The sequence below is a fragment of the Pseudomonas sp. S2_F03 genome, assembly GCF_054668335.1.
In genome coordinates this window covers 2977619-2989868 of record NZ_CP162759.1, presented here as the reverse complement: position 1 = coordinate 2989868, position 12250 = coordinate 2977619, and the positions used below count along the sequence as shown (strand labels likewise).

Below are 12250 nucleotides of genomic sequence, written 5' to 3'. Positions count from 1 at the left end.
AGCCGCAAGGCTCCCGCTTGCTAACCTGATAGGTGTTACATGGCAGGCGCAAAAGAGATTCGCAGTAAGATTGCGAGCATCAAAAGCACGCAAAAGATTACCAGCGCCATGGAAAAAGTGGCGGTCAGTAAAATGCGCAGGGCACAAATGCGCATGGCTGCTAGCCGTCCTTACGCGGAGCGCATCCGCCAGGTTATTGGTCATTTGGCCAACGCCAACCCGGAATATCGCCACCCGTTCATGATCGAGCGTGAAGTAAAGCGCGTCGGTTACGTTGTGGTGAGCTCTGACCGTGGTTTGTGTGGTGGTTTGAACACCAACCTGTTCAAGGCCCTGGTCAAGGACATGGCGGTAAACCGCGAAAACGGCGTCGAGATTGATCTGTGTGTAGTGGGTAGCAAGGGTGCGGCTTTCTTCCGCAACTTCGGCGGTAACGTCGTAGCAGCTATCAGCCACCTGGGTGAAGAGCCGTCGATCAATGATCTGATCGGCAGCGTCAAGGTGATGCTGGATGCCTACCTGGACGGCCGTATTGACCGCCTGTCCGTGGTGTCCAACAAGTTCATCAACACCATGACGCAATCGCCTACCGTGGAGCAGTTGATTCCACTGGTGGCAACCCCGGATCAAGGACTCAAGCACCACTGGGACTATCTCTACGAACCGGACGCCAAAGAGCTGCTTGACGGCTTGATGGTTCGTTACGTGGAGTCGCAGGTCTACCAGTCGGTGGTCGAGAACAACGCGGCTGAACAAGCTGCGCGGATGATCGCGATGAAGAACGCTACCGACAACGCCGGTGATTTGATCAGCGATTTGCAGCTGATCTACAACAAGGCGCGTCAGGCTGCGATCACCCAAGAGATCTCGGAAATCGTCGGCGGCGCTGCCGCGGTTTAACGGTTCAAATATTCAGAGGATCCAGCTATGAGTAGCGGACGTATCGTTCAAATCATCGGCGCCGTTATCGACGTGGAATTCCCACGCGACAGCGTACCGAGCATCTACAACGCGCTGACTGTACAAAGCGCGGCCGCAACCACTCTGGAAGTTCAGCAACAGCTGGGCGACGGCGTGGTTCGTACCATTGCGATGGGCTCCACCGAGGGCTTGAAGCGTGGTCTGGACGTCATCGACTCCGGTTCCGCCATCTCCGTACCGGTCGGTAAAGCGACGCTGGGCCGGATCATGGACGTACTGGGCAACCCGATCGACGAAGCTGGCCCGATCGACACCGAAGAGCGCTGGGGCATTCACCGTCCTGCGCCAACCTTCGCTGAACAAGCGGGCGGCAACGACCTGCTGGAAACCGGCATCAAGGCTATTGACCTGGTTTGCCCGTTCACCAAGGGTGGTAAAGTCGGTCTGTTCGGTGGTGCCGGTGTAGGCAAAACCGTAAACATGATGGAACTGATCCGTAACATCGCCATCGAGCACAGCGGTTATTCCGTGTTCGCCGGTGTGGGTGAGCGTACTCGTGAGGGTAACGACTTCTACCACGAGATGAAGGATTCCAACGTTCTGGACAAAGTGGCACTGGTTTACGGTCAGATGAACGAGCCGCCGGGTAACCGTCTGCGCGTAGCACTGACCGGCCTGACCATGGCCGAGAAGTTCCGTGACGAAGGTAACGACGTTCTGCTGTTCGTCGACAACATCTATCGTTACACCCTGGCCGGTACTGAAGTATCCGCACTGCTGGGCCGTATGCCTTCCGCAGTAGGTTACCAGCCGACCCTGGCCGAAGAGATGGGTACTCTGCAAGAGCGTATCACTTCGACCAAGAACGGTTCGATCACCTCGATCCAGGCGGTATACGTACCTGCGGATGACTTGACCGACCCGTCGCCAGCGACCACTTTCGCCCACTTGGACGCGACCGTCGTTCTGTCCCGTGACATCGCTTCCCTGGGTATCTACCCGGCAATCGATCCACTCGACTCGACTTCGCGCCAGCTGGATCCGAACGTAATCGGCCAGGACCACTACGACACTGCTCGCGGTGTACAGTATGTTCTGCAGCGTTACAAAGAACTGAAGGACATCATTGCGATCCTGGGTATGGACGAGCTGTCGGAAGAAGACAAGCAGTTGGTAAACCGTGCTCGTAAGATCCAGCGTTTCTTGTCGCAGCCGTTCTTCGTGGCTGAAGTCTTCACCGGTTCTTCGGGTAAATACGTTTCCCTGAAAGACACCATTGCTGGCTTCAAAGGCATCCTCAACGGTGACTACGACCACCTGCCAGAACAAGCGTTCTACATGGTCGGCGGCATCGAAGAAGCGATCGAGAAAGCCAAGAAACTGTAATCCCGGCGCCCGGAAACGGGCGCTAATTTAGGTTGAGGCAATCAGATGGCTATGACAGTCCATTGCGATATCGTCAGCGCGGAAGGAGAAATCTTTTCCGGTCTGGTCGAGATGGTGATTGCGCACGGTGCACTGGGTGATCTTGGTATCGCCCTGGGTCACGCGCCGCTGATCACTAATCTCAAGCCGGGCCCGATCCGCCTGATCAAGCAGGGCGGGGAAACCGAGGTGTTTTACATCTCCGGTGGTTTCCTCGAGGTTCAGCCGAATATGGTCAAAGTACTTGCCGATACCGTGCAACGTGCTGCCGACCTGGATGAAGCCTCTGCTCAGGAAGCCGTCAAGGCTGCCGAGAGGGCCTTGCATGACCGTGGTTCGGAATTCGACTACGGTGCTGCTTCTGCACGTTTGGCCGAGGCTGCAGCTCAGCTGCGCACCGTCCAGCAGATCCGCAAAAAGTTCGGCGGTTAATCCGTCATCGACTTGTTGCGCGATTGATTAAAAAGGGTAGCCTCGGCTACCCTTTTTCTTTTCCGACTTTCTTAACCTGGTCGCAGCCGCTGACCACCCAGGATTGGTAGCCAGTCATGTCTCTTGAAATCGTTATCCTCGCTGCTGGCCAAGGCACGCGCATGCGTTCGGCATTGCCGAAAGTTCTGCACCCGATTGCCGGCAACTCGATGCTTGGCCATGTTATCCACAGCGCCCGACAACTTGATCCACAGCGCATTCATGTGGTGATTGGTCATGGAGCCGAAGCCGTGCGTGAGCGCCTGGCGGCGGACGACCTGAATTTCGTCCTGCAGGACAAGCAACTGGGTACCGGTCATGCGGTGGCTCAGCCGTGCCGTTCATCGAGTCCGATACCGTACTGATTCTCTACGGTGATGTGCCGCTGATTGAAGTCGAAACCCTGCAACGCCTGCTCAAGAAAGTGGCACCGCAGCAACTGGGTTTGCTCACCGTTGAACTGGACGACCCCACCGGTTATGGCCGCATCGTCCGCGATGCCGGCGGCAAGGTCACGGCCATCGTCGAGCAAAAGGACGCCAACGAAGCCGAGCGCGCGATCACTGAAGGCAACACCGGCATTCTCGCTATGCCGTTTGAACGCCTGGGCAACTGGATGAGCCGTCTCTCCAACAACAATGCCCAGGGCGAGTATTACCTGACAGACGTGATCGCCATGGCGGTCAGCGATGGTCTGATCGTGGCCACCGAGCAACCTCATGACGCCATGGAAGTGCAGGGCGCCAATGATCGCAAGCAACTCTCCGAACTGGAGCGCCATTATCAACTGCGCGCCGGTCGTCGTTTAATGGCTCAAGGCGTGACCCTGCGTGACCCGGCCCGTTTTGATGTGCGCGGTGAAGTCACCGTTGGCCGCGACGTGCTGATCGATATCAACGTGATCCTCGAAGGCAACGTCGTCATCGAAGATGACGTGGTGATCGGCCCGAACTGCGTGATCAAGGACAGCACCCTGCGTAAAGGTGTCGTGATCAAGGCCAACAGCCACATTGAAGGCGCCATTCTGGGTGAAGGCAGCGATGCCGGCCCATTCGCCCGCCTGCGGCCAGGCACTGTGCTTGAAGCTCGCGCGCATGTGGGTAACTTTGTTGAATTGAAGAACGCTCACTTGGGCGAAGGCGCCAAGGCGGGTCATTTGAGCTATCTGGGCGACGCCGAGATCGGTGCGCGGACCAACATTGGCGCGGGCACCATTACGTGCAACTACGATGGCGCCAACAAGTGGAAGACGGTGCTGGGTGAAGATGTGTTCATCGGTTCCAACAACTCGTTGGTGGCACCTGTGGATATCTTGTCAGGTGCGACCACGGCGGCCGGTTCGACGATTACCTCGACTGTGGATAAATCCCAGTTGGCGGTAGGGCGAGCTCGTCAGAAGAACATCGATGGCTGGAAACGGCCGGAGAAGATCAAGAAGAGCTGAGTTATCCACATACCTGTTGTCAGCCTGATTTATTCACAGGCTGCACAACTGCATTCGCAGGCCAGCCCGCTCCCACAAGGATCTCCCAATTCCTGTGGGAGCGGGCTGGCCCGCGATGCTTTTATCCATAGACATTTTATCGCTATCCGCTTGACGAACTTTCGCTGATAGGTTTTGATTGCTTCCGTTATCTTTCGAATCGAAACTTACAAACCCATGTCGAAGCGCAATACACCCCAACGCCGGCACAATATTCTCACCTTGCTCAATGAGCAGGGTGAAGTCAGTGTGGATGAGCTGGCGAAGCGTTTCGAAACGTCTGAAGTTACGATTCGCAAGGACTTGGCAGCGCTTGAAAGTAACGGCCTGCTGCTGCGCCGTTATGGCGGAGCGATCACCATGCCTCAGGAACTGGTAGCCGACATCGGCCAACCGGTCTCCAAATACAAACAAGCCATTGCTCGCGCCGCCGTCCTGCGCATTCGCGAGCATGCACGCATCATCATCGACAGCGGCAGCACTACGGCGGCCATGATTCCGGAACTCGGTCAGCAGCCGGGTCTTGTGGTGATGACCAACTCGCTGCACGTTGCCAATGCCTTGAGCGAACTTGAACACGAGCCGGTGCTGTTGATGACCGGCGGCACGTGGGACCCGCATTCCGAGTCCTTCCAGGGGCAAGTCGCCGAGCAAGTATTACGCTCTTACGACTTTGACCAATTGTTCATCGGTGCCGACGGCATCGATCTGGTTCGCGGTACGACCACCTTCAATGAATTGCTGGGTTTGAGCCGAGTCATGGCCGAAGTCGCCCGCGAAGTCGTCGTGATGGTGGAGGCCGACAAGATCGGCCGCAAAATTCCCAACCTGGAGCTGCCATGGAGCAGTGTCCATACCCTTATCACCGATGATCGCCTGCCCCTGGAGGCACGCAATCAGATTCAGGCGCGCGGAATCAATTTGATTTGCGCAGCTATCAGTCAGGAGAAATAGCCATGTGTGGAATTGTCGGCGCAGTCGCAGAACGTAACATCACCGCCATCCTGCTCGAAGGCCTCAAGCGCCTGGAATACCGTGGCTATGACAGCGCCGGTGTGGCGGTCTTCACCCACGATGAAAAACTCGAACGTATGCGTCGTCCGGGCAAGGTCAGTGAGCTGGAACTGGCGCTCGAAGCCGAGCCACTGGTCGGTCGCCTCGGCATCGCCCACACTCGTTGGGCCACACACGGCGCGCCATGCGAGCGCAACGCGCACCCGCATTTCTCTGGCGATCTGGCCGTGGTGCACAACGGGATCATCGAAAACCACGAAGCCTTGCGTGAGCAGCTCAAAGCCTTGGGTTATGTGTTCACCTCGGACACCGACACCGAAGTCATCGCTCACCTGCTGAACCATAAACTCAAGGATCTGCACGATCTGACAGCCGCCCTCAAGGCGACCGTCAAAGAGTTGCACGGTGCTTACGGTCTGTCGGTTATCAGCGCTCATCAACCTGATCGCCTGGTTGCGGCCCGCAGCGGCAGTCCGTTGGTGATTGGCCTGGGCCTGGGTGAGAACTTCCTGGCTTCCGACCAACTGGCACTGCGTCAGGTCACCGACCGTTTCATGTACCTGGAAGAAGGCGATATTGCTGAAATTCGCCGTGACAGCGTGCAGATCTGGGACGTGGATGGCAAAGCCGTCGAGCGTGAAACCGTACAGTACCGCGACGGTGCCGAAGCCGCGGACAAAGGCGAGTTTCGCCACTTCATGCTCAAGGAAATTCACGAGCAACCTGCCGTAGTTCAGCGCACCCTCGAAGGTCGTCTGAGCCCGAACGGCGTGTTGGTACAGGCATTCGGCCCACAGGCCGCCGAGCTATTCGCCAAAGTACGCAACGTACAGATCGTTGCCTGCGGCACCAGCTATCACGCCGGCATGGTTGCCCGTTACTGGCTCGAAGAACTGGCCGGTATCCCGTGCCAGGTTGAAGTCGCCAGCGAATTCCGCTACCGCAAGGTGGTGGTGCAGCCAGACACCCTGTTCGTGACCATCTCGCAGTCCGGTGAGACGGCCGATACCCTGGCCGCGTTGCGCAACGCCAAGGAATTGGGCTTCCTCGCCAGTCTGGCGATCTGCAACGTCGGCATCAGTTCGCTGGTGCGTGAGTCCGACCTGACCCTGCTGACCCAGGCCGGTCGTGAGATTGGCGTGGCGTCGACCAAAGCCTTCACCACCCAACTGGTAGGCCTGCTATTGCTCACCCTGTCCTTGGGTCAGGTACGTGGCACATTGGCCAAAGGCGTCGAAGCCACGCTGGTCGAAGAATTGCGTCGCCTGCCAACCCGCTTGGGCGAAGCCCTCGCCATGGACAGCACCGTGGAGAAAATCGCCGAACTGTTCGCCGAGAAAAACCACACGCTGTTCCTCGGCCGTGGTGCGCAATTCCCGGTAGCGATGGAAGGGGCCCTGAAACTCAAGGAAATCTCCTACATCCACGCTGAAGCCTACCCGGCTGGCGAACTGAAACACGGCCCGTTGGCACTTGTGGATAACGACATGCCAGTGGTGACCGTGGCGCCGAACAACGAGCTGCTGGAGAAGTTGAAATCCAACCTCCAGGAAGTCCGCGCCCGGGGTGGCCAACTGATTGTCTTTGCAGACGAAAAGGCTGGCATGACCAACGGCGAAGGCACGCACGTTGTCCACATGCCGCACATCCACGACATCCTGTCGCCGATCCTCTACACCATCCCGCTGCAATTGCTGTCGTACTACGTGGCTGTCTTGAAAGGCACGGACGTTGACCAGCCGCGTAACCTGGCGAAGTCGGTGACGGTGGAATAAGTTATCCACAGGTGATCGAAACGGCTGTTTTTGAACGTCCGGTCACGCATCAGTAGAACGCCGGTCAGCCATCGTCTGGCTCGACCGGCGGTCAGGTGCAAGTCAGTTGTTCACCAGCAGTTCCGGGCCAAGATAGTCGTTGATCTGGTCGATATCGTCGTCGCCCAGACTGCCCACCGAAGAGGCCAGGCGCAGACGCGACATCAAATAGCGCAACTTGGCTTCGAACAGATCGTGGCGTGCAACGAAGAGCAATTCTTCGGCATTGAGCACGTCCGAGTTGGTGCTGGTGCCCCCCTCTTTGAAGCCCTTGCGGGTCGAAGCCAGTGAGCGTTCGTTGGATTCCACAGCCTTCTCCAGTGCACGAACACGTTTGGCGCCGCTCTGTATGCCGTAATACTCACGGGTCGTACCGGAGATGACTTCCTGTCGTGTGGCGTCGAGTTCGTCTATGGCCTTATCGCTATTGGCACTGGCCTGGCGTGTCAGCGCGCTGACGCCGCCACCACTGAACAGGGGGAAATTGACCTCCAGCCCGATCGAGCCGTATTGGTTGCGTTGATTCAACTCGGAGAGTGATTGGCTCTTGCCCGCGGTGTAGCCGGCAATGAAATCCAGTGTTGGCCAGTGGCCGGCCCTGGCGCGTTTCACTTCTTCTGCTGCGAGGTCACTGCTATAGCGGCGTGCATGGATCAGTGGGCTGTCGACCTGGGCTTTGACCAGCCAGTCCTGCAGGTTGCTCGGTAGCAGCGGTGGTGTATTGAAGCCCGGACGCAGGGTGGTCAGCGATTCGGGAGTTTCACCGATAAATTCCACAAGCTTGCGGCGCGAGTTGATCAAGTTGTCCTGTGCTTCGATCAGCTCAGCCTCGGCGAGGTCGCGACGAGCGACTGATTCGTCGATGTCTGTGACGGTGCCGGCCCCTAGTTCCATGCGCCGTTTCGCCGAGGCGAGTTGCTCCTCGAAGGCGTTCAGCTTGGACTTGGCCAGGACGATGGTTTCGCTGGCCAGGAGCACGTCAAAATAGCTTTCGGCCAGGCGCACGGCGGCGTCCTGAGTCTTGGCATCGAACACCGCGACACTGTAGTCGGCACGCTGTTGGCCCTGACGGTACTCGGCCATCTTCTGTTTGTTGAACAGTGGCTGGCGCAGGCGCACGTTAGCGCCCTTGGAGTCATAGTCGAGATCTCTGTCGATGCCGTTCTGGCGTTGGGTGCCATTGACCTTGTTGTCATAGGCCGAGGCATTGATCTGCGGTAGCAGGCCGGCCAGGCCGATGGCACGGTTTTCCCCTCCAGCCTTTTTTTCATGCACGGCAGCCTGGTAGATAGGGCCCTGGAATTGCAACAGGTCCCAGGCTTCTTTCAGGTCCATGGCGCTAGCCGGCAGGGACAACCCCAGCAGGCAGAAGAACAGGCAATGACGGTCCATTTCATTGTTCCTTGAATGAGCTGTCCACACGTTCGAGCATTGGTTTGAGAAGATAGCTCATCAGGTTGCGCTCGCCAGTCTTGATGGTGACGCTGGCGGGCATGCCGGGGCGAATGTGATTGCTACCCAGCAGGCCCATGCCATCGGGCGTGACTTCCACCTGAGCCAGATAGAACGGCTGCTTGCTTTCTTCGTCCATCAGGCGGTCGGCGGAGATGGTTTTCACGCGACCGGGGATGTTGGGCGTCTGGGCATGGTTGAAAGCCGGGAATGAAATGTCCACGGGCAAGCCGGGAACCATCTTGTCGATGGCCTGTACTGGAATCATCGCGTCGACCTGCAGCGGTTCGTTGACCGGAACGATTTCCATGATCTTGAAGCCGGGCTGAATGATCCCGCCGACCGTGGCGATGCTCAGGGACTGGACCATGCCATCGATGGGCGAGCGAATCACCGTGTGCGTCACTTCATAGTCCAGCGCGCGCAAGCGGTCGGCCAGGGTGGTGTTTTCCTTGGCGGTGTCGGTCAGCATCGATTCCACTTCCTTCAGGTAGTCGTGCTGGCGTTGCAGGATGCGCAGCTTGATTTCCGTGGTCTGGCTGCGTGTGCGAGCGATGTTGTTGAGGTTCTCGGCCTGTCCGGCGGAAAGGTCGGCATTGCTGCGTTCCAGCTCAAGCAGGCGGTTGCGCGGGATGTAGCCTTCGGCCGCCAGAATGCGTGTGCCTTGCAGTTCCTGGTTGAGGAAGTTGATCTGCGAGGCGCGGGCGCTATAGACCTGTTGCAAGCCCTTGAGCTGCACAGCCGACGCTGCCAGGTTTTCCTGCAGGATGCTGATTTCGCCGGCGAGACCGGCGCGGCGGGTGTCCAGCAGGCGCTGTTGCAGGTCCATGGCAGCCGTCAGGCGGTGGTCATTGCCGAAGCGCTTGAGCAACTCAGGGTCGTAGGCCACCACATCGCGGTTGTCCCGTTCCGCTTCCAGGCGGTTTTCCACGGTCTTGCTGACGATGTATTGGGCGCTGACCGCACCCTGTTCGGCAACGGCGCGCAACGAGTCGAGGCGGACCACTTCCTGGCCTTTGGTCACCAATTCGCCTTCGCGAACGAGAATGGCCTCCACGGTGCCGCCACTGAGATGCTGCACGGCTTTGCGATTGCTGGTGATTTTGACCGTGCCTGTCGCGACCACGCCAGCATCCAGCGGCGCCAGCCAGGACCACAGGAGAAAGCCGCCGAACCCGGCGAGTACCAGCCACATGCCCCAGTGCGCGGGTCTGCCGACGTCCAGATCGACCACGCTCTTGGATTCGTTGAGAATCATCTCGGTGTGTTGGCTCATTTGCATGATCGATCACTCCCGTGCTTTGACGGAGGCCAGCGGGGTCGGCGCGTTTGCAGGCATCACACTGGCCTTGCGCAACGCGGTGAATACTTCTTCGCGCGTGCCGAGCATTTGCACGCCTCCGTCACGCAGCATCAGCACCTTGTCGACGGCGCAGAGCACGTTGGGGCGGTGGGAAATCAGTATGACGGTGGCGCCACGGCCCTTGAGTTCGGCCAGCGCATCGACCAAGGCCTTTTCGCCGACGTCGTCGAGGTTGGCGTTCGGCTCATCCAGCACGATCAGATTGGGGTCGCCATACAGCGCGCGAGCCAAGGCAATGCGTTGCTTCTGTCCCCCGGAAAGCGGGCTGCCATCGGTGGCCAGGCGGGTGTCGTAACCCTGAGGGAAACGCAGGATCATCTCGTGCACCCCAGTGCTCTTGGCGGCACGGATGACTGCGTCGCTGTCCACTTCGCCAAAGCGCGCAATGTTGTCGGCGATGGTGCCTTCGAACAGCTCCACATCCTGTGGCAGGTAGCCGAGCCATGGGCCCAGTTCGCCCTTGTTCCAGGTGAACATGTCCGCGCCGTCCAGGCGCACCTTGCCGGCCTGTGCCGGCCAGACGCCCACCAGCAGGCGGGCGAGGGTGGATTTGCCAGAGGCGGACGGACCGATAATGCCAAGGCTTTCGCCGGGGACAAGGCTGAAGCTCACCCCGCGCAGAATCGTGTTGTTGGTACCGGGGGAACCGGCGTACACATTCTCCACGGCCAGCATGCCCATCGGCCGCTGCAGCGACATGCTCGGTGGCCGGCGCGGATAATCGCTCAGCATCTCGTTGAGTCGACCCCAGGCCGAGCGGCAGCCGAGCAGTTGCTTCCACGACGCGATGACCTGTTCCACCGGACCCAGCGCGCGGCCGGTGAGGATTGAGCAGGCAATCATCATCCCCGGAGTGATCTTGCCTTCGATCGCCAGCAGTGCGCCGGCGCCCAGGATCAGCGATTGCAACGTGATCCGCACGAAGCGTCCGGTGCTGCTGATCATGGCGGCGCGATCGGAGGCCAGGGTCTGCATTTCCAGAATGCGCAAATGACTTTGGTACCAGCGCTTGCTGATCGACGGCAGCATGCCCATGGCCTCGATGACCTCGGCATTGCGCAGGTTGTTGTTGGCGTACAGGGCGGAGGAGATGGCGGCCTGATTGGCTTCGGCCAGCGGCTTCTGCGTCGCCTTTTCAGTGAGATAAGCCAGGCCCACCAGAATCATCGAGCCGATCAGCGTGACCAGTCCGAGCAGCGGGTGGATCAGGTAGGAGACCAACAGATAGATCGGCGTCCACGGCGCATCGAAGAACGCAAACAGGGCATTGCCGGTGAGGAACTGGCGAACCTGCGCGAGATCTTGCAGGGCCTGGGCCGGATTACCACCGGCGCGGCTCAGGTTGCGCTCGAATGCAGCGGTGAAGATGCGTCGGTTGAGGTCCATGTCGAGGCAGTTTCCGACCCGGATCAGCATGCGGGTGCGGACCATTTCCAGCGAGGACATCAGCAAGAACAGGCCTATCACCAGAAAGGTCAGCATTGTCAGCGTCGTGACGTTGCGACTGACCAAGGCTCGATCATAGACCTGCAGCATGTACACGGCGGGAGTCAACATCATGACGTTGATGACGCCGCTGAACCCTGCCAGCAAGTAAAAACTGCGGCGCAGGCGAAAGAGCGTGTCGGCGATTTCGGAGCGGGTGCTCGATTGCTTTTGCATTTGGGTCACCCCTCGTCGAAAAACCGATAGCCCTTGCGGCGCACCAGCTAGTAGTAGATGTCGTTCTGGAGGTAGCTAGTCGACGCAGGCTGGTCGCTCTATAGGCGGCGAGTCTTCCGAAAACTCTGCGTTGCTCTCCTATGCAGGAGAGTAGGTGGCGGTGAAACACTCTGAAATATCATTTCGCTCTATAGCTGAGTCTGTATATCTATATATCCATTAAAAACAGCTAGTTGGACGGCCTGACACCGATCGTCTGTTTTAGCGACGCAAAATTGACATTCTTTTGCTATGGAACTTTAGTCTTACTTGTGGGGGGTCACCCGCCAGAAATTTGCCATCAGTTTGGCAACGCGAGGCTCGGTGATTTTCCTGAGGAGCAGAACATGTCGATCATTTCGATCCTTTGCAGAGTGAAGGGGCTGTTTAGCAAGTTTGCCTTTACGTCCCGTTTCCATGGCCCGCCTAAGTAGGGTCCGGATTCGCTTTGCCTGATCGCTCAGCGAGCCATTCAATTCGCGAATTCCAGGTGCGCACCCGGGGAACGGCTTTGCCTTTCCCGCGCCTGCTCTCGCCAAAAAAATGCACCAACAAACCGCGTTAGCCAGCACCTGACTGGGCGTGGGAGGATTTCTATCGTCCCGT

At 58.5% G+C, this 12250-nt stretch carries 8 protein-coding genes and 1 pseudogene; 6 read left to right on the top strand and 3 right to left on the bottom strand.

Annotated elements, in window-relative coordinates; genetic code table 11:
* Positions 1-39 precede the first annotated feature (39 nt).
* From atpG to glmS, 6 genes and pseudogenes are all read left to right on the top strand, one after another.
* Positions 40-900, top strand: a complete 861-nt coding sequence (gene atpG / locus AB4N76_RS14035; protein WP_046030892.1) for a F0F1 ATP synthase subunit gamma — start codon at positions 40-42, stop codon at positions 898-900.
* A gap of 27 nt (positions 901-927) precedes the next feature.
* Positions 928-2307: a F0F1 ATP synthase subunit beta gene (gene atpD, locus AB4N76_RS14030; RefSeq protein ID WP_007948086.1), complete on the top strand. Its 1380-nt coding sequence runs from the start codon at positions 928-930 to the stop codon at positions 2305-2307.
* Between the two features lie 45 nt (positions 2308-2352).
* Positions 2353-2778 carry a F0F1 ATP synthase subunit epsilon gene (locus AB4N76_RS14025; RefSeq protein ID WP_046030891.1) on the top strand — a complete coding sequence of 142 codons (426 nt, stop codon included), beginning with the start codon at positions 2353-2355 and terminating at the stop codon, positions 2776-2778.
* Positions 2779-2894: 116 nt separating this feature from the next.
* A pseudogene (glmU, locus tag AB4N76_RS14020) lies at positions 2895-4261 on the top strand (bifunctional UDP-N-acetylglucosamine diphosphorylase/glucosamine-1-phosphate N-acetyltransferase GlmU).
* A 216-nt stretch (positions 4262-4477) separates the two neighbouring features.
* Positions 4478-5254, top strand: a complete 777-nt coding sequence (locus AB4N76_RS14015; RefSeq protein ID WP_046030887.1) for a DeoR/GlpR family DNA-binding transcription regulator — start codon at positions 4478-4480, stop codon at positions 5252-5254.
* Positions 5255-5256: 2 nt separating this feature from the next.
* Entirely contained in the window at positions 5257-7089 is a 1833-nt protein-coding gene (glmS, locus tag AB4N76_RS14010) for a glutamine--fructose-6-phosphate transaminase (isomerizing) (RefSeq protein ID WP_046030886.1), read from the top strand.
* 102 nt (positions 7090-7191) lie between these two features.
* On the opposite strand, the gene AB4N76_RS14005 is transcribed toward glmS, so the two are convergent.
* The 3 genes from AB4N76_RS14005 to AB4N76_RS13995 are packed head-to-tail and all read right to left on the bottom strand — an operon-like array spanning position 7192 to position 11605.
* Positions 7192-8520, bottom strand: coding sequence for a TolC family outer membrane protein (locus AB4N76_RS14005; RefSeq protein WP_046030883.1), 1329 nt, complete (start codon positions 8518-8520; stop codon positions 7192-7194).
* 1 nt (position 8521) lies between these two features.
* Complete coding sequence (locus tag AB4N76_RS14000; RefSeq protein ID WP_046030881.1) at positions 8522-9862, bottom strand: HlyD family type I secretion periplasmic adaptor subunit; 1341 nt, start codon at positions 9860-9862, stop codon at positions 8522-8524.
* A 6-nt stretch (positions 9863-9868) separates the two neighbouring features.
* The gene (locus tag AB4N76_RS13995) at positions 9869-11605 is read right to left on the bottom strand and encodes a type I secretion system permease/ATPase (protein WP_046030880.1); all 1737 of its coding nucleotides are present in this window, start codon (positions 11603-11605) and stop codon (positions 9869-9871) included.
* Between the last annotated feature and the right edge of the window lie 645 nt (positions 11606-12250).

What these genes read in the sequence shown, in the direction of transcription:
- atpG (WP_046030892.1), top strand. Translation starts at nt 40, where the DNA reads ATGGCAGGCGCAAAAGAGATTCGCAGTAAGATTGCGAGCATCAAAAGC.
- atpD (WP_007948086.1), top strand. Translation starts at nt 928, where the DNA reads ATGAGTAGCGGACGTATCGTTCAAATCATCGGCGCCGTTATCGACGTG.
- AB4N76_RS14025 (WP_046030891.1), top strand. Translation starts at nt 2,353, where the DNA reads ATGGCTATGACAGTCCATTGCGATATCGTCAGCGCGGAAGGAGAAATC.
- AB4N76_RS14015 (WP_046030887.1), top strand. Translation starts at nt 4,478, where the DNA reads ATGTCGAAGCGCAATACACCCCAACGCCGGCACAATATTCTCACCTTG.
- glmS (WP_046030886.1), top strand. Translation starts at nt 5,257, where the DNA reads ATGTGTGGAATTGTCGGCGCAGTCGCAGAACGTAACATCACCGCCATC.
- AB4N76_RS14005 (WP_046030883.1), bottom strand. Translation starts at nt 8,520, where the DNA reads ATGGACCGTCATTGCCTGTTCTTCTGCCTGCTGGGGTTGTCCCTGCCG.
- AB4N76_RS14000 (WP_046030881.1), bottom strand. Translation starts at nt 9,862, where the DNA reads ATGCAAATGAGCCAACACACCGAGATGATTCTCAACGAATCCAAGAGC.
- AB4N76_RS13995 (WP_046030880.1), bottom strand. Translation starts at nt 11,605, where the DNA reads ATGCAAAAGCAATCGAGCACCCGCTCCGAAATCGCCGACACGCTCTTT.